Origin of the sequence: Haloactinomyces albus (assembly GCF_031458135.1) — a bacterium.
In the GTDB taxonomy this organism is placed as follows: domain Bacteria; phylum Actinomycetota; class Actinomycetes; order Mycobacteriales; family Pseudonocardiaceae; genus Haloactinomyces; species Haloactinomyces albus.
On record NZ_JAVDXW010000001.1, the window covers coordinates 2,544,833 to 2,564,044 of the forward strand.

A 19,212-nucleotide genomic window follows, 5' to 3' on the forward strand; every position below is an offset into this window, starting at 1 on the left:
TGCGTGCGTCACATCCGGTTTACCGCGCTTTACGAATGTGACACCGACGGCTTTACCGGGGAGTGTCCGCTGCGTTTCCGCTATCCTGTCCTGTATTCACCAGGCAACGGAGCCGAACCGTTCGGGTGCTGCACACAGCTCACGAACGCCCAGAACACCCGCACGTCCCGCAGGTGCGCGTGACCGTTTCGGCCCGTGCTCCGCTATGGAGGCCTTCCATGAGCTCCGAGCTGCTGTTTTTGACCACCGACGAGGACTGCACCGCCGGGCTGCCCGCATTGGCCCTGCTGCCGCACCGGGTGCGTGTGCTCCAGCCGGATCCGTCGGCGATGCTCGGCGCGGGCCCGCACGATGCGGTCTTCGTCGACGCCCGCACCGACCTGGCCGGGGCCCGTGATCTGTGCCGCCTGCTGTCGGCGAGTGACTCCAGCGCACCGGTGGTTGCGATCGTCAACGAAGGCGGTCTCGTCGCGGTGAACACGCAATGGGGTGTGGACGACATCCTGCTGCCCACGGCCGGTCCCGCCGAGGTGGACGCCAGGCTGCGGCTGCTGCTGTCGCGCAACCGCTCCGAGGGGGCGACCGACGGTGGCTCCCTGACCGTGGGTGATCTCGCGATCGAGGAGGCGACCTACACCGCCCGGCTGAAGGGGCGTGCGCTGGAACTCACCTACAAGGAGTTCGAGCTGCTGAAGTACCTCGCGCAGCATGCGGGGCGGGTGTTCACCCGCGTGCAGTTGCTTCAGGAGGTGTGGGGCTACGACTTCTTCGGTGGCACTCGCACGGTCGACGTGCACATCCGTCGCCTGCGCGCCAAGCTCGGTCCGGAGTACGACGCCATGATCGGAACCGTGCGCAATGTCGGCTACAAGTTCGTGGCCCCCGCACGCGGTGGGCAGCCGCGCTCCTCGTTGAAGGCCCCCGCCGACGAAGCCGCCCCGCGGACGAATACGGACAATTTCGCGCGGAATTGACGTTCACCGGGCGGTCCACGGGAGAGGTCCCCCGGTAACGTCGATGGCGTGACGCAGCTGACATGGCGCAATGGGTTGGACGGGAACGAGACGGCCGAGGTGATGGGGCTGCTGTCCGAGGTGGAGGACGCCGATGGCGTGGCCCCTGCGGGCGAGCACGTGATCCTGCGGCTGCAGGCGCATCGGGGAATTGTCGAGCAGATCGAACCGGTGCAGGCCGATGTGGGCGGCTCGGAGCACTTCGTGGTGCGCGGCGCCGATGGTGTGCTGGCCGGTTACGCACATCTGGACACCGCCGAGGAAGCAGACGGCGGCGCGCTGGTCGCCGAGTTGGCGGTGCATCCGCAGCACCGTGAGCAGGGCATCGGAGCGAAGCTGATCGAGGCGCTGCTGGAGCGTGCGAACCTGCCCACCCTGCCGGATGTGCAGGTTCGGCCCACGGAGGACGGCCCTGCCGGGACGGTGACCGGCAGACTGCGGATCTGGTCGCACGGTGAGCACCCGGGCGCGCTGCGGTTGGCCGAGCGGTTCGGTTTCACGCGCTTTCGCGAACTGTGGCGTATGGGGCGGGAACTGGCCGGGAACGAACTGCCGCAGGCGGAGCTTCCCGACGGGGTCACCATCCGTGCGTTCACGGCGGGTCAGGACGAGGCTGCCGTGGTACGGGTCAACCATCGTGCGTTCTGGTGGCATCCGGAGCAGGGCGGCATGACCGAGCAGGATCTTCTCGACAAGCAGCAGCAGGACTGGTTCGACCCGGCGGGTTTCCTGCTCGCGCTGGACGACTCGGGGGAACTTCTGGGGTTTCACTGGACCAAGGTCCACCCGGACGGCATCGGAGAGGTGTATGTCATCGGGGTGGATCCGGAGGCGCGGGGCAGTGGACTGGGCCGATCACTCACGGTGGCCGGATTGCGTCACCTGCAGGAAGTCGGGTGCGGGCAGGTCATGCTGTACGTGGAGGGGGACAACGGTCCGGCGATCCGCGTGTACGAACGCCTGAGTTTCCGGCGTTGGGATATCGACGTGCAGTTCGGTCGCTGACCGGGCGGCCAGGGAAGCACAGCACGTAAGCAGGAAGGCTGCGTTCGGGCGATCGATCACTCGACGGATGTGTTCCTGCTTACTTAGCGTGCCGTGTTCATGTGCTGTTCACCTGAATGCGGGTGTCCGTCAACCAGAACGCCTTAGCGTTTCGGGCCAGTGGCAAGTACTTCGATTCCCCCTGCCGGCCCTCCTGGAGGAACGACGTGAGGATCAAGCGGCACAGAGCTGCGCTCGGCTTCCTCGCTGCGGGCATGCTTCTGCTCTCCGCGTGCGGGACGGACAAGAACATTCCCAAGGGCTGGGAGATGAATCCCGAGCTGAAGAGCCTGCAAGTCGAGTGCGGGACCGAGCCCGTGGTCGCCGAAGGGTCCTCCGCCCAGAAGAACGCCATGGACATCTTCGCCCGCGCCTACGGGATCAAGTGCGAGGGGCAGAAGCTCACCTACACTGCTTCGGGGTCCGGTAAGGGAGTGGCTGCGTTCACCGCAGGCCATGTCGACTTCGCGGGCTCGGACGAGCCGTTGAACAAGGAGGCGGGTGAGGTCGCCGCGGCGGCGAAGCGCTGCGATGGCAACCCCGCCTGGAACATTCCGATGGTGTTCGGGCCTCTCGCGATCACCTACAATGTCCCCGGCGTCGACGATCTCGTGCTCAGCCCCGAGGTGATCGCCAAGATCTACCAGGGCGAGATCACCCGGTGGAACGACCCGGCGATTCGGAAACTGAACCCGGACGCCCAGCTTCCCGCCATCGATGTTGTGCCGTTCTACCGCTCCGACGAGTCCGGCACCTCGGCCAACTTTCAGAAGTACCTGGCCACCGCCACCGAAGGCCTGTGGACCGGCGAGGGCAAGACGTTCCGCCCGGGGGCCGGGGTCGGCCAGGGCCGGTCGGGCAGTGATCAGGTAACCGCCTCGGTCAAGCAGTCCGAGGGCGGCATCACCTATGCCTCGTGGGCCTACCCGAAGAACGCGGGTTTGGACATCGCCAGAATCGACAGCGGGAATGGTCCCGTCGCGCTGACCGGCGAGGCGGTCAGCAAGGCCATCGATAGCGCCAAGATCTCCGGGCAGGGCCATGACCTGCGCCTGAATCTGAGGTCGATCTACGGTAACGACAAGCCCGGGGTGTATCCGCTCGTGCTGGCCACCTACGAGATCGTGTGCTCGAAGGGTTATTCGCCGGAGACGGCCCAGGGCGTCAAGGCAGCCCTGAAGGTCGCGGCCAACGTGAATCCGGAGACACTGGAGCAGGCGGGTTTCGTCGCACTGCCCCCGAAATTCAAGCGCGAGGTTCTCGACGCGATCAGCGCCATCCAGCCGTGACGGCGACGCAGTGGGACTCGCCTCCGGGTGACAGGCCCCGGATCCGGGCGGGAGCCCCCGACTCCGGACAGCGGCAAGCACAGCGTCCCAGCACGGCGATGAAGTGAGAGGCTGCCAGCAGTAGTGACCGACTCCACGAAGCCCGAGCAGTATCTCGAGGGCACCGGCGATGCCGACGCCTCTCGAGGTGCTCCGGAGGAAAATCCTGGCCCTGAGGCTCCCATCCCCGCTCGCGAATCCCGTTCGGACAAATCCGTGGTGCGGCTCGGCGACCGCGTTTTCCGCTCGGTGGCCACCGGATCCGGTGCCTTCGTCGTCGCGACGATCGCCGCGATCGGGATCTTCCTGCTGATTCGTGCGATCCCCGCACTGCAGGCCAATGAGGTCAACTTCCTGTTCAGCCGGGAATGGCGGACAGGGGACCCGGACAACCTGCGGTTCGGCATCATCGACCTTGCCTGGATCACCGTGGCCAGTTCGTTGGTCGCGCTGCTCCTGGCGATGCCGATTGCCTGCGGTATCGCCCTGTTTCTCACCCAGTACGCGCCGCGGATACTGGCCCGGCCGTTCGCCTACATCGTGGATCTGCTCGCCGCGGTTCCCTCGGTGATCTACGGGTTGTGGGGTGCGCTGGTGCTGGCTCCCGTGATCAACCCGTTCGCCGTCTGGCTGAACAACAACCTCGGTTGGATCCCGATCTTCGCCGACGGCAACATCCCCGCGGGCAGCGGCAGGAACGTGTTCACCGCCGGTGTCGTGCTCGCGGTGATGATCCTGCCCATCATCACCGGTGTGACCCGTGAGGTCTTCGAGCGCACCCCCACCACACAGATCGAGGGCGCGCTCGCACTCGGCGCCACCAAGTGGGAAGTCATCCGCACCACCGTGTGGCCGTTCGGCCGTAACGGCTTCATCGGCGGCTCCATGCTGGGCCTCGGCCGCGCACTCGGTGAGACCGTGGCGCTGACCATCATCCTCAGCACCACCTTCGAGGCTCCGAGCTACAGCATCTTCGACGCAGGCGCCACGTTCGCCTCGAAGATCGCGCTGGGTTCCGCGGAGTTCAACCACAACCTGACGGTCGGCGCTTACATCTCCGCCGGTCTCGTGCTGTTCGTCATCACGTTCGCCGTGAACGCGCTCGCCCGCTGGATCGAGAGCAGCAGCGGTAAGGGGAAAGAATGAGAACGGATACCGCTGACGTCGAACGCCCCGCCACCGCACCGGCGTTCCAGCAGATCGGTCTCGGGCGGAGACTGAAGAACAACCTGGCGACCACGGTCTTTCTCATCGCTTTCGGCGTGGCCGTCGTCCCACTGCTGTGGGTGCTGATCACGCTGCTGCGTGAAGGCCTCGTTCCGTTGCTGGACCCGGACTGGTGGTACCACTCGTTCTACGGGCTGCTGCCCAACGACTTCGGTGGCGGTATCTACCACGCGCTGGTGGGCACCATCCTGCAGACACTGGTGTGCGCGGTCATCTCGGTTCCGTTGGGTGTGGCCGTCGGGGTCTTCCTCATCGAATACGGGCAGAACTCCCGGTTGGCCCGGACCGCCACGTTCATGGTCGACATCCTCAGCGGACTGCCGTCGATCGTGGCCGGGTTGTTCATCTACGCGCTGTGGATCACCACCTTCGGATTCCCCAAGAGCGGCTTCGCGGTGTCGCTGTCCCTGGTGCTGCTGATGTTGCCGGTGGTCGTGCGCACCACCGAGACGATGCTGCGGATCGTGCCGGACGAACTCCGGGAGGCTTCCTACGCGCTGGGGGTGCCGAAGTGGAAGACGATCCTCAAGGTCGTGCTGCCGACCGCGCTGTCCGGGATCCTGACCGGCATCATGCTCGGTCTTGCCAGGGTCATGGGTGAGACCGCGCCGCTGCTGATCCTCGTCGGCTACGCGCGGTCGATCAATTTCAACCTGTTCCAGGGCAACATGGCCTCACTGCCTCTGGCCATCTACACGGAACGCAAGACGCCCACCGATGCGGGTGACTACCGCATGTGGGGTGCGGCATTGACCCTGGTGCTGCTCATCATGCTGATCAATCTCCTGGCCACGCTGCTGTCCAGGCTGTTCGCGGTCAAAACCAAGTAGGGGGAGCGACTCATGGCCAAACGTCTCGACATCAAGGATCTGAACCTCTACTACGGCAAGTTCCATGCCGTGCAGGACGTCACCCTGCAGGTGCACGCTCGTGGTGTCACCGCCTTCATCGGACCTTCGGGGTGTGGCAAGTCCACCGTTCTGCGTGCCCTGAACCGCATGCACGAGGTCATCGCCGGTGCCCGCGTGGAGGGCAACGTGCTGCTCGACGGCGAGGACATCTACGCATCCAGCGTGGATCCGGTGCAGGTACGGCGCACCATCGGCATGGTCTTCCAGCGAGCCAACCCGTTCCCCACCATGTCCATCCGGGACAACGTGGTGGCCGGTCTCAAGCTCGCAGGTGAGAGGAACAAGAAGAAACTCGAGGAGATCACCGAGCAGTCCCTGCGCAGTGCGAACCTCTGGGAAGAGGTCAAGGACCGCCTGCACAAGCCCGGCGGTGGCCTCTCCGGGGGTCAACAGCAGCGGTTGTGCATCGCGCGGGCAATCGCGGTGCAACCCGACGTGCTGCTCATGGACGAGCCCTGCTCGGCCCTCGACCCGATCTCGACGCTGGCGATCGAGGACCTGATCGCCGAGCTGAAGAAGGACTACACGATCGTCATCGTCACGCACAACATGCAGCAGGCCGCGCGGGTGAGTGACCAGACGGCGTTTTTCAACCTGCGTGCGGTCGGTGAGCCGGGTCAGCTGGTCGAGATCGAGGAAACCGGCAAGATCTTCTCGAACCCGAATCAGAAGGCCACAGAGGACTACATCTCCGGCCGCTTCGGGTGAGCAGAGGTGCGGTCGGCTCCGGCGGTGCCGGTGGTCTCCCGGTTTTCCCCGAAACCGGGAGGTGTTCCGCCTCGCGGTGAGGGCCGACCTCAGGGAAAACCGCACCTCACCCGCTCCACTGGTCGGCGATGGCGGAGATGAGGGTGTTGGAGTCCCTGGGGGGCAGCGCCGTGGCGCACACGCTCTCGAAGGCCGACAGATACGGTCCGGTGTCCTCGGATTTGTTCAGGAACCGCGAGTTGGCGGAATCCCCGATGTGCACGACCTGCGGATCGGCGGTGTCCGGGAACGAGAAGACCACGACTCGGTCGCCCATCAGCGGGTGTCCGCCCGCTGTGAACGGCAACACCTGCAGCGTCACATTGCGCCGGTAGCCCATGCGCACGAGATGCTCCAGCTGCCCGCGCATCACCATCGGACCGCCTATCGCCCTGCGCAGCGCCGACTCGTCGAGCACCGCCCACAGTTCGAGCGGCTGCTCGCCGAGCAGCCGCTGCTGCCGTACCGAGGTCACGGTGAGGCGTTCGTCGATGGCGCTCTCGCCGCTCCCGAACTGCTCGGAGTCGAGCAGCGACCTGCTGTACTCGCCGGTTTGCAGCAGCTCCGGGATCGGGTCCCCACCGAAGCAGCTCACGGCCTTGGCAGCGGTTTCCAAGCCGAGATAGGTCTCGAATCCGACGCGTTGTGCGGTACTCGGATACTCCTGCCACCAACCGCGCTGCTTGGATCCTTGAGCCAGCTCGATCAATTCGGTCACCTGATCGGTGGTGGCCTCGTAGAATTGCGCCATCAGCCGCACGTCGGAAGTTCGGACGGGTACCCGGCCGAGCTCGATCTGACTGATCTTTCCCTGGGAGCAGTCCAGGTGCGCCGCGACCTCGCGGTGGGTGCGTCCGGCCACCTCCCGCATTCTGCGCAGCTCACCGCCGAGACGCCTGCGGTGCACTGTCGGGCTCTCAGACACCCGCACCCCCTCGGGGGAGGGCAGGGACCTGCCGGATACGCGGCTGCGGTGGCTCACCCGCCACAGCATTCCACGGGACCTCGCCGGCATCGAGTAGTGACACCGGCTATTAATGGTGCGTGCCGTGTCCGGCCGCGTGTCCGGCTGTGCTCGGCAACTCAGTTGTTGCTGGGCATGGATCCGGTGACGATGTAGACGACCCGGCGAGCCACGGACACGGCGTGATCGGCGAACCGCTCGTAGAAACGACCCAGCAGGGTGATGTCGACGGCCACGGAGACCCCGTGCTCCCACTCCGAGCCCATCACGACGCTGAACAGGTGACGGTGCAGATCGTCCATCTCGTCGTCATCGTCTTCGAGGCCGCGTGCTTCCTGCACGTCCTGCGTGCGCATGACGTGGTTGACGCGGTTGGACAGCTTGACCGCGACCTGTCCCATCCGGGAGAAGTACGATTTCACATCATCCGGCAGAACCGGTTGCGGGTGTCTGCGGCGGGCTGTCTTGGCGACGTGCAGTGCCAGGTCACCCATGCGTTCCAGGTCCTCGGCGGCGTGGATCGTCGAGATCACCGTGCGCAGGTCCCCGGCCACGGGTGCCTGCAATGCCAGCAGCCCGAAGGCGTGTTCTTCGCAGCGCGACCGAGCCTCGTCCACCTGCATGTCCTCGTCGATCACCTGCTCGGCCAGGGACAAGTCGGCTTCCAGCAGTGCTTGGGTGGCGTGCTCCATCGCGGTGCCGACCATCGTCGACATCGAGGCGAGTTCGTCCGCAAGCTTGTCGAGTTGTTCCTGGTAGACCTCACGCATGGGACCAAGCGTACTTCCCGGGGGAATACGTCAGGGTGCACCGTGGTGAACCCACGGTGAACGCCCGTGGTCACCGGTATGGGATAGGCCACGTGGTCAGCCGCATACGTCCTTGCCCGCGTTGACCGTCGCCAGGTTTTCCGGAACTTCCGGCGTGTCGGCGTCCGGTTCCTCGACAGTGCCCTCGAAGCCGGTACCCAGTTCGAGCCGGAGCACGTCGCCGGCTGCGGCGTCCTGGACGAGTGTGGCACCGGGGATCGAGGTGGCCAGTCGCTGCGCGGCCTCGGTGTTGGCAGCCGAATGGCGGATGACAGTGCGCTCGGCGGTCTGCTCGATGTTGCCGACGCCCTGCACCGTGTAGCCGACCTCACGCAGCTTCTCGCTGGTGCGCCCGGCCAGTCCGGCTCGGTCGGTCGTGTTGAACACCTTGATCGCAACCTCCGGGGGCTGTTCGGCCTGCGCCGGGACCATCCGGGCCGGTTCCGAGCGAGCGGGGCCGACCGTCATTGCCCCGCCGTTCGCGGTGGCCTGCTGTGCCATGGGATCGGTGCCTGCGGCCTGTTCGGGCGCGTCCTCGGACGTGTCCGCTCCGGAACCCTGCCGGGACGGTGCGATCGGGACACCCTCGATGATCGCCTGGAAGAGGGCATCGGCAGCGGACTCGCGGAGTACCTCGTTGCCGTTCTCGTTGGCCTCACCGGTCGTGGGAAGAGTGATGAACGTGACCTTGTTCGGGTCCAGCCCCTGGAGTGAGCGGCCGAGGCCGATGAGTTGGTCGGTGCCGATGTTGTCCCCGAAGGTGTTCGCGGTGACCGCGCTGATGAAACTGGTGAGCTTACCGGGGTCGAGCAGCACGTCGGCCGAGGTGACCTTGCGCAGCAGCGCGGACAGGAACAGTTGCTGGCGCTCCATCCGGCCGTAGTCGGCGGTCAGGTCACCCTGGACGTGCCGGGCGCGCACGTATCTGAGTGCTTGCTGCCCGTTCAGTTTGTAGCGTCCGGCTTCCGGCAGGACCGTTCCCAGGACATCGTCGATGATCGGCATCGTGCTGCAGATCCGCACGCCGTCCACTGCATTGACCATGGCCTGGAACCCCTGGAAGTTGATGCCCAGGAAGTGCGTGATGGACAGTCCGGAGATCTGCTGGACGACCTTGGTCGTGCACTTCGGTCCGCCGACGGCGTAGGCGGTGTTGAACTTGACGTTGTTCGCCGCAGGCGCCCACTGGTCGGAGTACTCACCGGCCTTGGGACTCCACGCCCGGCACTTCGGTCGATCGATTTCGAGGTCGCGCGGGAAGGACACGATCAGTACTCGGCTACGGTCGGCCGGGATGTGCGCGACCATCGTCGTGTCCGAACGTGCGCCCGGGTGCTCCTTCACGGTGCCGACCATGTCGCTCGCATCGGCGCCCGCACGCGTGTCCGACCCGATCAGCAGGAAGTTCAGGTCGCCGGTTTGCATCTGCGCGTTGCGGATCGCGTTCGAGTTCGGGTCCAGCGCCGAGACCTCACGGAACTGCGCATCCACCCAGGTCTTCGCGCTCCAACCGATTCCGGTGGCCACGAACACCGCCACGGCCGCCATGACCGCAAGTGCCTTGCCGAACCGGAGTGTGCGTTTTCGACGCTGCTGCTGCTTCCATTCCACCCGAGAAGAGTCCCCGTTCCGGCCACCCTCGACGAAGTCGAAGGGCATGTCCTGCCCGAGTTCGGGCTCCTTGTGCTTGCCGAGAAGCCAGCCGAAGCGCTTCCGACGCTGGGCTTCCTCCTCGGCGATCTGGTCGTGGACGGCGGAGAACCGGGCCAGGGTGGCGTCGATCGCTTGCGTGTAGGGATCCGGGTTCTCGGTATCGGGCCGGTGCTCGTCGCCTTCGCTGCCGTCCTTGCTGTCGTCGTCACGACCATCGGCCACGCCACGGTCGCGTTCTTGCCGCTCATCGTCGTGCCGATGGCTTTCCGCGCCGGTTCCGCCGGGATCATCCTCCGTGGTGGCACTGTCCGGAACTCGACCTGCGGAGTTCGCAGCGCCTTCGGGAGGCACAGCGCCTTCGGGAGGCGAACTGTGCGGCGCGGTATTCCCGGGAGTGTTGATCGCCGCACTCACTGCTCCCACCGGGGGGACCGATCCGGGCGGCTTGGCGAAATCATCCCGTCCGCCGGGTACCTGCGGCCTTCCGGGGCTTGGCGCGTTCGCAGGCGGCCCGGAAGGGATCGGGGGCTGCCGCGCCGTGACTTCGGTGTCGTTCTCCTGCGGGGTGGGCGCTGCGGTCCCGGGGGCTGCCGCAGGATCGGGTCGCTGCTGCCACCGAGGGGGCTCCTCGGCCGCGCTTTGCTTCGTCGAGGTGCTGCCTGCCGTACCACTCGTATCGTGCTGACCCGACAGTGCTGCGGTGATCCGGGTTTGCTCGGCCCCGTTGCCGGAAGGTGCTTCGGGTGCGGCATTGCCGGATACGGCGGGTCCCGGTGGTTTCGGTGTTCCCGGTGTTCCCGGTGTTCCCGGTGTCGTCACCGTAGCGGAGGGAACGGCAGGAGCGGGACCGCTGCCGTCCTGCGGTGACGGCTGCGGTGTTCGGGGCGATGCGGGCTGATCGGCCCGGTTGCCCGGCGGTGGGCCATTCGGTCTTCGGGGTGCGCTCCGGTATTCCGGTGGCGGTGGCGGGGCGCCGTTTCCGCTCTGCGGGGCGGGTGGGGGAGCAACCTGACCTTCCACCGGTGGGGCCCATGCGTTGCGCGGTGCCGCATGCTGTGCTGCGGCCGGTGGCGGTTCCTGGTGAGCTGCCTGCTCGTGCGGAGCCTGTACGGATGGACCGCTCCGGGGTGGGTGTGCCCCGTTCGCCGGTGGAGTTGCCGAAGGCTGCTGTGCGGGTTGCTGACCGGGTGGCTGCTGGCCGGGTGGCTGCTGGCCGGGTTGTTGTTGTGCGGGCTGCGGGCGGGAAGGCCGTTGCGGTGTCGGTGGCTGCTGCGGTGCCTGCGGCTGTTGTGCTGCCGGTGGTTGCTGCGGCGTCGGCTGCTGGACACCCGGCGAGTGCCCCGGAGACTGCTGGGCGCCCGACTGTTGTGGAGGAGTCGGTTGCTGGGAGGGCTGCTCGACGGGCTGCTGGGCCGGTGCCTGATCGTCCTCGGATGGTTCCGGTTGTCGGCGCCGGTGGGATGCGGAGCCCTGGCCGGAGGTTTTGCCGTGTTTGGACAGCAGGTCGAAGACTCGAGTACCACCCGTGCCGTCGTCACCCAGGGCGCGCCTGCGGCGCCCGGAGGCCGAAGAGTCCTCAGCGGACTGGTCGGCGTCGTTCGGCTGGGAACTCCGGTGCCCGAAATTGCCTTGCCGGGGATTCTGCGGCACCCGTGTTCCCTCCTCGCTGTCGATGCATGCACTCGGACGGTGGTTGATCCCATCCCCGCATGGGATCGCTCGTCTCTGCCGAGATGGTACGGCTGATCGCCCGAACTGACGATAGTGCGGGCAAGTTCCTCACAGTCGGTACATGGCTTCCTCGATGGATATCGTCCAATTTGCTGATGCGCGTTACTCCGGTTGACCGCGAGAGCTGCTGATTGTCACAGCACCGAGTCCTGTTCCCGTTGCGTTGAGTTACCAGGTACGGGCGGCTCCGAATGTGTTCGACTCCGCTGCATACCCGGCCAGCCGTACCTCACTGGCGGAACGGTAGGCCACGGTGTTGCGTCCCGACTGCTTTGCCGTATACAGCAGCAGATCCGCGTTGAGGATCTTCTGCTCCGGCGTCGAATCCGCATCGGTGGGCCGGCTCTCGTGGCTCAGACCGATGCTGACCGTCACACGCAGACCCGACGCCATCCGCGGCCACGGGAAGCGTTCGATGCGGGCGCGGGCGGATTCGCAGATCGCCACGGCGGTGGTGGCATCGATCGCAGGCAGAACGAGTACGAATTCCTCGCCACCGTAGCGAGCGCAGAACCCGTCCGAGGGCAGTGCCTCCTGCAGCAGTTCGACGACCCGCTGCAGCACCTGATCACCGAGGACATGGCCGTAGGTGTCGTTGACGCTCTTGAACCAGTCCAGGTCCACCAGGGCCACCCCGAGTCCGCCACCTGCGCCGTTGGTGAGCAGTTCCGCCAACTGCTCGTCGAGGTAGCGCCGGTTGTAACTCGCGGTGAGACTGTCGCGCAGACTTTGCTCGCGGGCGTGGGCATGCTCCTTGCGCAGTCGGTCGACCTCGTGGCGCAACTGCTCGGGGATGTGTGGCGTCCCATGCTCCGACCGCAGGTCGAACGCCGAGCGCAGGTGTCGATACGCCTGTTGCCACTGACCACGCGAGGCCAGCAGTTCGGCGATCGTTTCGTGCAGCTCGACCAGCCCGTTTCTTCCGGATCCGTCGTTGCTCGGCGCACTGATGCCCTGCTCGCCGCCATCCTGCTCGCCGTCACCTTGCTCACCGGTGGCCGGTTCGGCTGCCGCAGGATGCGGATCGCGGGGGCCGCGCTCGTCCGGGCCCGCCGTGCGTGGCATCGGTGTCGCCGCGGGTTCGGAAGGCGGAGCGAGGGCTGGGCAACGCTCCCACGCGACGTCTGCGCGCTGAGGTTCGGAATCGGTGGTTTCGTTGCGCAATCCGTTCATCGCACTCACCTCCCGTCCGTGGTGTCGTCGGGTGAGACGGATCGCTTGAGCAGGTTGTACTCGGGGACGCCCGAATTCGCTCGACCGGTTGACCCCGTACCCCGCTCCCAGTGAGTCCGTCGCTTTCCGTAATCAAGCAGTGCTGATGCGAGCTCCTTGTGAATCGACTCGAATTTGTCGAAACTGCCTGGTTGTTTACCGGGGCGACGGGTCTGTGCGGAAGTGAAATACCATGGCCCCACCCACACGGACGAATCCAAAGTGTGTGTTTTGCTGCATCGGACAAGCAAACGCGAAGGAAACCACCGCTCTTCCGCCATGGACGCAGCGTAGCCGGAAGAGCCCGTATCGAGTGCCCGCTGTCCGGTGCAAGCAGCATTGTGGTCCTCGCCGGGGTGCAATGACGGATTCCCCGCTGCCGCCCCTCAGACGGGGCAAGGAGTGAAGCCGTGGGCCTGCCCGTTCAGAAACACGATGTGCTGAGAGCCGACCTGTTTGCCGATGATCACGCCGTGGCGGCGGACAGTAACCTCCACGGCCACCACCCAGGAGCGGCCACGCGGTGAGACACCATCAGGTGAGAATTCTGAATCCGGGCGCAGTGTCGACATGGCCGGGTCCAGCTCGACCGTCATCGCGCCGAGATCGCAGCTCTTCCCGCGGAAGTCCGGATGCTGCGTGCGCCGCAGAAACTTCCGCTGAGCCGCCGGTCCCTTTCGAGCCGCCGCATTGTTGTCACGGAAGTACTCCCGCACGAGCCGATGCTCCCCGGCGTCCGAAGGTGGCTTCGGGGTGGGTGAGCAGCCCGTGCCGACGAGGAGGGCCGCCAGGCAGCCGAGTGTCACCCGATACGGGGGCTGCGCACGGCGGTGCTGCGGGCGGTGGGACATCCGGGTGCTGTTCAGCCGCCGTTGTGATCGACCTCGGCGCCCACCGGAACACTCGCGTCTTCCGGATCGTCGAGCCAACCCTCGGGCAGTACCACCTTCCCGGCCGAGCCCTGGCGCCCTCGGGGACCCTCCGCATCGGCGGGGAACGGAACCTCGGGATCGAGCGCGCCCAGCAGATCGTCGAGTTCGGCGAGTCCGGAAACCAGCCCGAAGCGGTGCCGCAGGTCCGAGCCGACCGGAAAACCTCGCAGGTACTGCGCCATGTGTTTGCGCAGGTCCCGCAGGCCCCTCTCCTCGCCCATGTGGTCGGCGAGGAGCTCGGCGTGACGCCGCATGACCCGCGCGACCTCACCGAGTTTGGGCCCTTCGGGAACGGGTTCTCCGGCGAAGGCGGCCTGCAGATCTCGGAACAACCACGGTCTGCCCAGGCAACCACGGCCGACGACGACACCGTCACAGCCGGTCTCGGCGACCATCCGCAGTGCATCATCGGCGCTGAAAATGTCACCGTTGCCCAGCACCGGGATGCTGCGCACCGTTTCCTTGAGCCGGGAGATCGCCGACCAATCGGCCTGCCCCGAATAGCGCTGCGACGCCGTGCGACCGTGTAGCGCCACTGCGGCCGCTCCGCGTTCCTCGGCGATGCGGCCCGCGTCGAGATGCGTGATGTGCTCGTCGTCGATGCCGATGCGGAACTTCACCGTGACCGGCACACCCGCGGGTTCGGCGGCCCGTACCGCTGCCTCGACGATGTCACCGAAGAGCTTGCGCTTGTAGGGCAGTGCGGAACCTCCACCCTTACGTGTGACTTTCGGCACAGGGCATCCGAAATTCATGTCGATGTGGTCGGCGAGGTTCTCGTCGACGATCATCTGCACGGCGTCGCGCATGGTGGCCGGGTCGACTCCGTAGAGCTGCATGGAGCGCGGGTGCTCGTCGGCGTCGAAGGTGACCATCTGCAGCGTGGTCGGGTGCCGCTCCACCAGCGCGCGGCTGGTGATCATCTCGCAGACGTAGAGGCCTGCGCCGTACTCCCGGCACAGGCGGCGAAACGCCACGTTGGTGATCCCGGCCATCGGAGCCAGCACCACCGGGGGGTCGACCTCGTACGGGCCGATCCGCAGGGCCGTTGCCCGTTCCGGGGCGACTGCGGAGGTGGACGTGGTCTCCGGAGAAGCAGAAATGGTCGCGGTCATCGCCGTCCATTGTCCCCGATGCACCTCGGAGACGTCGGTGACCTGGCTTTCCCGCTGCCGTGCGGCAGGTGACGGTCGGGTGGCGGCGAGGACGACGAGCCGTCGCCCGACCGTCGAAAGCCGCGGCGACAGGAAGGCTTCAGAATCGGACGTTGATGCAGGCTAGGCGTGTTCCGGCCTCCCCTGCGACACCGGGGGCGGTCTTGGTGGGGTTCTTGTGGATCACGATCGAATCGGGGTCCCGCTCCCGCAGATCCCAGTCGCCGAAGGCGGTGGTGACGGCGTCGCCGTCGGAGTCGGTGCGGAAGTCCAGCCACACCTCGTTGTTCGGATTGGCGTAGGTGGGATCGCCCGAGACACCTTCCGGAGCTTGAATCTGCTGGAAGTGCGGTCCCGCATCCGCGCCGCTCGGTCCGCACGGTTGCGCGTGCACGTGCGCGCCGTAGCTGCTGTTCGGCTTCAGGTCATGCAGTGCCATGATGACCTGAGTGTGGTCCCCTGGCAGTGGAGTCGAGATCACGCGGGCCGTTGCTCCGACGGGGACCTGATCGGTGTTGTAGGTGACGGCGACGGCCTCCTCGCTGTACGGGCCGAATGTGCCGTACGTCACCCGAGGTGAGTAGTCGTCGTTCTGTGCGGAGGCAACGGGAGCTGTCACGGTCATCGCGGCGAAGGCAGCGGCGATCGCGGCGGTCGAGATTCGAGGCATGGCGCCAGATCTACCCAAGGAGGGCGGTGCTCGCACTCGCTGTCACCGGATGAGGTGGATCCCGACGTGGTGGATGACGGCATTCCATCGCGTCGGCCCGGCCATTTTCGTAGCGGTGTGATCATCGGCCCAACATCCGGACACTATTCGGAAACGGCGGCCACCGGCGTTAGGTTGTTCGAATGGCCGAGACTGGACGGGACCGGACGTGGCTGGTGGCGCTGGCGACAGCGATGTGGGGCACCGACGCGCTGTGGCGGATGCCGCTGGCCACCACGCTCCCGGCGGGCAGCGTGGTGTTCTGGGAGCACCTGATCATCGTGCTGCTGCTGTCGCCGTTCCTGGTACGGGCATGGCGGGCGTTCGCGGCCTGCGACCTGCGTGAACGGATGGCGGTACTGGTCATCGGAGGTGGTTCCTCCGCACTGGCGACCGCACTGTTCACCGCCGCCTTCCAGGCGGGTGATCCGGTCACGCCGCTGGTGCTGCAGAAACTGCAGCCGATCTTCGCGGCGCTCGCCTCACTCGTATTGTTGGGTGAACGGATTCGTGGCCGCTACTTCGCCTTCGCGGTGCCCGCGCTGATCGGCGCGTGGATGCTGGCTTTCCCCGAGCCGTTGGATATCCGGGTGTCGCAGGTGAAACCGGCTCTGCTGGCGGTGGGTGCCGCCGTGCTGTGGGCGGCCGGGACCGTGCTCGGGCGGATGCTCAGTCGTCGTATGTCCACAATGGAAGTCACGACGCTGCGCTTTTCCGTCGGGCTGCCCACGGCCGCGGTGATCCTGCTGGCAAAGGGGGACCCGATCACCGTGGGATGGGGAAACCTGCCCGGATTGCTGCTGCTCGCCCTGATTCCCGGTCTGATCGCGCTGAGTCTGTACTACCTCGGCCTGCAGACCACCCCGGCCGCGCGCGCCACCCTCGCCGAGCTGTCGTTCCCGGCGACGGCGGCGATCATCGGGGTCGGTGTGCTCGGTGAGGATCTGACCGCGACCCAGTGGATCGGTTTCCTGCTCGTCGTCGCCATGGTCGCCGGGATGAGCTGGCACGAACGCACCACCCGTAGCAAGATGGTCACCGCTCCGCCCGTTTCACCCCGCCCGGCGGAACACACGATCACACGGTCCTTGTAGTCTGTACCCGAGGGCCGTTAGCTCAACCGGCAGAGCAGTGGACTTTTAATCCACGGGTTCGGGGTTCGATCCCCCGGCGGCCCACCATCACTACTAACCGGTTGACTTGCGCCGGGGCGTCAAATCAACAACCTCGGCCGCACTCTCGGAGCCGCTGCCCTGGGGCAAATCTGGGGCAGAATCCGTGGCCCCTCGCGCAGCGTCGGCCTCGACGGACATCGATTCCTGTTTCTCCTAGGCCTGCTTGCCGTCCCCAGACAGGGCTGCTCGGACGCTGTCCCACTGAGTGCTCGCCAGATGCGCGTACCGCTGTGTCGTCAACACCGAGGCGTGCCCCAGCAACTTCGGCAGCTGCTCGATCGACACCCCCGCCTGGATCAACCGCCTGTGCGACCGGAGCGAGAACCAGGCCAGGTCTCTGGGCAGCAGCCCTCCCGATCACTGCCTCACCTGAGTGTCGCGCCACGACGCGGAGTGTGCGCGGTCTCGACGCCGATTGAGCGGCAGTCCTGCGCGTCTCGACACGTCCTGTGTTGATCATTAGCCTGTCTGTCGTCTGCCCGCCCCCAGGGGTGGACATGCGCCCCGCACTCCGGTCGTTCTCTCCCCCTGTCTGATCCCGAGTGCGGGGTGCCTTGCCACGTTGATGACTACACTGCGGCGTGCTCACGCGCCTACCGGTGTCGGTTGCAGTGTCAGACGCCGTGCGGCGTAGGTGCGGGCGAGCCGTGCCCGACCGTGTGCGCCGGAGCTGTCGCCGGTGGCTGCCCAGTAGCTCCACAGCCCGGCGATGTGCGCGGCGAACGCGGTCAGCCGTTCACCGTCCGGGCAGTGCGTGAGGTGGGCGTGTGCCCATGCCTCCGCGTCGCTGACCCGGTGGCCAGCCTCGATGAGACGTAGCACCATGAACGCGGCGTCGACCCACGCGGCCCCGCAGCCGGGGAACCCCCAGTCGATCACGCGGGCCGTATTGCCGGTGATGAGGATCTGGTCGCCGTGCAGGTCGGTATGGGCGAGCCGGTCACCGTCGGCCAGCTCGGGAAACAGTGCCGCCCACCGGTCCAGCTCGTCGATGTCCCAGTCCCGCACCGTGCCGGGGGCTTCGTCGGTGAGTTTGTGCCACCAGTCGGCGGCGCCCCACCGCTCACGCAGAGACCGCAGCCCCGGACCGGGAAGCGCGCCGATGCGGTTCACCGCGTGCGCAACGAGTGGCAGGTCCGCCGATCCCGGTGCGAGGCTGGCAGCCCGCCCGGCCACGCACTCGAATCCGACAATCAGCCAGCCATCGACGTCCTCGGAAAACAGCACGGCAGGGGAGAGCCCTCGTGTGAGTGGTGCGGTGGTGGCCTCGTTGCGCAGCCACCGCATCTGCCGGGACACACCGCATACGCCCTTGACGAATACCGGCTGCCCGTGCTGAGCGTGGAGCACGGCAGTGAGGTCGTTGTTCTGCCCATCGGTGATGGGGGTGGCCTCGGTGATGGGGCCGGTGTGCCGCTGGACGGCGGCCCGGACCGGCCCGGGGAGATCGTTCCAGGTCGCCGTCACAGCAGACTCCTCATCACTTGGTGCGCTTGTCGGTGTTCTCGTTGCCGTCCTTACCACTGGCGGCGCAGTTGCCCTCTTCGTGGCAGGGGCCGCAGCTGCCGTCGGTCAGCGGCCACAGCTCAGGGTCGATGGCATACCCGGCATGCTCGATGGCCACCAGAGTAGGAGACCGGCCCTCGTCGTGCGCGGAGACGCGGTCGGCCGTGTCGGACTCGTCGTCGGGTACGTGGTGGATGAACCGGCCCGCGATGCGCTGGCAGAACTCTGCGTACTCGCGGGTGTAGAGGATGAAGGTGTGCCAGCCGATGTCCACCATCGGACTCGGGGAGATCGGTGCGCAGCGGTTGGTGGCCGCGGCGGCGAGGAACGCCAGCGCCTGGTCCATGATGCGTTCGGCCATGTCGTGGTCCATGCCGTGGTCGATGGTGATGCGGGTGGCCAGTCGGCTGAACAGGGTCTCGTCGATGAGGGTCCGGGCTGCCGTGTGTTCCATGACGGCGGTCATGTGCTCCTCCTGGTGAGGTTGATCTGTGGTGTGCGGTCAATCGGTGTTGTGGATCGTGGTTACCTCCCGTCGTTCGTGGTGGATACCGCCGACCGGTGTGTCGGGGACTGCACACCGGTCGGTGGTGCGGACCGACGCGATATATCGGCGGTCACGGCGCCGGGCCGGGTCATAGGGCGTGTAGCCCGGCAAGGACGCGCCGGAGGATGTGCGGATTCGTGTTGAACCGTGGCGTAATCTGGCCGCTGGCCCCCGGCAGATAGCTCCTGCCGGGGGCCTTTGCGTCCCGGGTCGACGGTCGGTCAGGTGATCGGCACGTCCGGCTGGTCCGGCGGGATCATCGGTATCCGCTCGGTGCGCTCCTGTTCCATCCGGATTGCTCGATCAGGGTGGCCACGGTCGACGCACCGGCACCGGCCCCAGCGTGCTGGGGGCGCGGTGCGTAGGTCCACTCCACGGTCAGGACGAGGATGGTCAGGGCAATGCCCACGGCTGCGGTACCCACGGCAGGAGTCATGACTGCCTCCCTGCTGCCGGCGCGCACTCGGCACGCAGGCTGACGATCGCCTCATCCAACGCGGCCCGCAGCGCGCAGGCTTGTGCCAGGTTGAGGATCGTTGCCTCTCCGGCG

At 66.6% G+C, this 19,212-nt stretch carries 18 protein-coding genes and 1 tRNA gene; 8 read left to right on the forward strand and 11 right to left on the reverse strand.

Annotation, left to right across the window (positions count from 1 at the left end; translation table 11 throughout):
* Positions 1–218 precede the first annotated feature (218 nt).
* The 6 genes from JOF55_RS11940 (at position 219) to pstB (ending at position 6,231) form a co-directional block, all read left to right on the forward strand.
* The gene (locus JOF55_RS11940; protein ID WP_310273557.1) at positions 219–974 is read left to right on the forward strand and encodes a winged helix-turn-helix transcriptional regulator; all 756 of its coding nucleotides are present in this window, start codon (positions 219–221) and stop codon (positions 972–974) included.
* 102 nt (positions 975–1,076) lie between these two features.
* Positions 1,077–2,018, forward strand: coding sequence for a mycothiol synthase (gene mshD, locus JOF55_RS11945; protein ID WP_374727468.1), 942 nt, complete (start codon positions 1,077–1,079; stop codon positions 2,016–2,018).
* 206 nt (positions 2,019–2,224) lie between these two features.
* Complete coding sequence (gene pstS, locus JOF55_RS11950; RefSeq protein ID WP_310273561.1) at positions 2,225–3,346, forward strand: phosphate ABC transporter substrate-binding protein PstS; 1,122 nt, start codon at positions 2,225–2,227, stop codon at positions 3,344–3,346.
* A gap of 123 nt (positions 3,347–3,469) precedes the next feature.
* Positions 3,470–4,531 (forward strand): phosphate ABC transporter permease subunit PstC, encoded by a 1,062-nt coding sequence (gene pstC, locus JOF55_RS11955; RefSeq protein ID WP_310273563.1) that lies wholly within the window; start codon positions 3,470–3,472, stop codon positions 4,529–4,531.
* Positions 4,528–5,442 (forward strand): phosphate ABC transporter permease PstA, encoded by a 915-nt coding sequence (gene pstA, locus JOF55_RS11960; RefSeq protein WP_310273566.1) that lies wholly within the window; start codon positions 4,528–4,530, stop codon positions 5,440–5,442. Before pstC ends, pstA begins: the two co-directional genes overlap by 4 nt.
* A gap of 12 nt (positions 5,443–5,454) precedes the next feature.
* Complete coding sequence (pstB, locus tag JOF55_RS11965; RefSeq protein WP_310273568.1) at positions 5,455–6,231, forward strand: phosphate ABC transporter ATP-binding protein PstB; 777 nt, start codon at positions 5,455–5,457, stop codon at positions 6,229–6,231.
* Positions 6,232–6,337: 106 nt separating this feature from the next.
* On the opposite strand, the gene JOF55_RS11970 is transcribed toward pstB, so the two are convergent.
* The 7 genes from JOF55_RS11970 to JOF55_RS12000 form a co-directional block, all read right to left on the reverse strand.
* Positions 6,338–7,195 carry a helix-turn-helix domain-containing protein gene (locus JOF55_RS11970; RefSeq protein WP_310273570.1) on the reverse strand — a complete coding sequence of 286 codons (858 nt, stop codon included), beginning with the start codon at positions 7,193–7,195 and terminating at the stop codon, positions 6,338–6,340.
* A 158-nt stretch (positions 7,196–7,353) separates the two neighbouring features.
* Positions 7,354–8,004, reverse strand: coding sequence for a phosphate signaling complex protein PhoU (gene phoU / locus JOF55_RS11975; protein WP_310273572.1), 651 nt, complete (start codon positions 8,002–8,004; stop codon positions 7,354–7,356).
* A gap of 96 nt (positions 8,005–8,100) precedes the next feature.
* Positions 8,101–11,346 (reverse strand): LCP family protein, encoded by a 3,246-nt coding sequence (locus tag JOF55_RS11980; protein WP_310273574.1) that lies wholly within the window; start codon positions 11,344–11,346, stop codon positions 8,101–8,103.
* A gap of 249 nt (positions 11,347–11,595) precedes the next feature.
* Entirely contained in the window at positions 11,596–12,600 is a 1,005-nt protein-coding gene (locus JOF55_RS11985; RefSeq protein WP_310273577.1) for a GGDEF domain-containing protein, read from the reverse strand.
* Between the two features lie 425 nt (positions 12,601–13,025).
* A complete protein-coding gene (locus JOF55_RS11990; RefSeq protein WP_310273579.1) occupies positions 13,026–13,490 on the reverse strand; it encodes a hypothetical protein in 465 nt (154 codons plus the stop codon).
* A gap of 11 nt (positions 13,491–13,501) precedes the next feature.
* Entirely contained in the window at positions 13,502–14,686 is a 1,185-nt protein-coding gene (gene dusB / locus JOF55_RS11995) for a tRNA dihydrouridine synthase DusB (RefSeq protein ID WP_310273581.1), read from the reverse strand.
* A gap of 139 nt (positions 14,687–14,825) precedes the next feature.
* Complete coding sequence (locus tag JOF55_RS12000) at positions 14,826–15,395, reverse strand: superoxide dismutase family protein (protein WP_310273583.1); 570 nt, start codon at positions 15,393–15,395, stop codon at positions 14,826–14,828.
* 182 nt (positions 15,396–15,577) lie between these two features.
* On the opposite strand from JOF55_RS12000, the gene JOF55_RS12005 reads away from it, so the two are divergent.
* Together JOF55_RS12005 and JOF55_RS12010 are read left to right on the forward strand one after the other, a co-directional pair.
* Positions 15,578–16,528 carry a DMT family transporter gene (locus JOF55_RS12005; RefSeq protein ID WP_310273586.1) on the forward strand — a complete coding sequence of 317 codons (951 nt, stop codon included), beginning with the start codon at positions 15,578–15,580 and terminating at the stop codon, positions 16,526–16,528.
* An 11-nt stretch (positions 16,529–16,539) separates the two neighbouring features.
* Positions 16,540–16,615, forward strand: a tRNA-Lys gene (locus tag JOF55_RS12010).
* Positions 16,616–16,762: 147 nt separating this feature from the next.
* Here the strand turns inward: JOF55_RS12010 and JOF55_RS12015 are convergent.
* The 4 genes from JOF55_RS12015 to JOF55_RS12030 form a co-directional block, all read right to left on the reverse strand.
* Positions 16,763–16,894, reverse strand: coding sequence for a hypothetical protein (locus tag JOF55_RS12015; protein WP_310273588.1), 132 nt, complete (start codon positions 16,892–16,894; stop codon positions 16,763–16,765).
* Between the two features lie 300 nt (positions 16,895–17,194).
* Positions 17,195–18,076, reverse strand: coding sequence for a phosphotransferase family protein (locus JOF55_RS12020; RefSeq protein ID WP_310273590.1), 882 nt, complete (start codon positions 18,074–18,076; stop codon positions 17,195–17,197).
* A gap of 13 nt (positions 18,077–18,089) precedes the next feature.
* Entirely contained in the window at positions 18,090–18,581 is a 492-nt protein-coding gene (locus JOF55_RS12025; RefSeq protein WP_310273593.1) for a glycine-rich domain-containing protein, read from the reverse strand.
* Between the two features lie 337 nt (positions 18,582–18,918).
* Positions 18,919–19,098 (reverse strand): hypothetical protein, encoded by a 180-nt coding sequence (locus tag JOF55_RS12030; RefSeq protein ID WP_310273596.1) that lies wholly within the window; start codon positions 19,096–19,098, stop codon positions 18,919–18,921.
* Between the last annotated feature and the right edge of the window lie 114 nt (positions 19,099–19,212).

Excerpts from the sequence above, each read along its gene's own strand:
- JOF55_RS11940 (WP_310273557.1), top strand. The coding sequence starts at position 219 with ATGAGCTCCGAGCTGCTGTTTTTGACCACCGACGAGGACTGCACCGCC.
- mshD (WP_374727468.1), top strand. The coding sequence starts at position 1,077 with ATGGGGCTGCTGTCCGAGGTGGAGGACGCCGATGGCGTGGCCCCTGCG.
- pstA (WP_310273566.1), top strand. The coding sequence starts at position 4,528 with ATGAGAACGGATACCGCTGACGTCGAACGCCCCGCCACCGCACCGGCG.
- pstB (WP_310273568.1), top strand. The coding sequence starts at position 5,455 with ATGGCCAAACGTCTCGACATCAAGGATCTGAACCTCTACTACGGCAAG.
- phoU (WP_310273572.1), bottom strand. The coding sequence starts at position 8,004 with ATGCGTGAGGTCTACCAGGAACAACTCGACAAGCTTGCGGACGAACTC.
- JOF55_RS11985 (WP_310273577.1), bottom strand. The coding sequence starts at position 12,600 with ATGAACGGATTGCGCAACGAAACCACCGATTCCGAACCTCAGCGCGCA.
- JOF55_RS11990 (WP_310273579.1), bottom strand. The coding sequence starts at position 13,490 with ATGTCCCACCGCCCGCAGCACCGCCGTGCGCAGCCCCCGTATCGGGTG.
- dusB (WP_310273581.1), bottom strand. The coding sequence starts at position 14,686 with ATGACCGCGACCATTTCTGCTTCTCCGGAGACCACGTCCACCTCCGCA.
- JOF55_RS12000 (WP_310273583.1), bottom strand. The coding sequence starts at position 15,395 with ATGCCTCGAATCTCGACCGCCGCGATCGCCGCTGCCTTCGCCGCGATG.
- JOF55_RS12005 (WP_310273586.1), top strand. The coding sequence starts at position 15,578 with ATGGCCGAGACTGGACGGGACCGGACGTGGCTGGTGGCGCTGGCGACA.
- JOF55_RS12025 (WP_310273593.1), bottom strand. The coding sequence starts at position 18,581 with ATGACCGCCGTCATGGAACACACGGCAGCCCGGACCCTCATCGACGAG.
- JOF55_RS12030 (WP_310273596.1), bottom strand. The coding sequence starts at position 19,098 with ATGACTCCTGCCGTGGGTACCGCAGCCGTGGGCATTGCCCTGACCATC.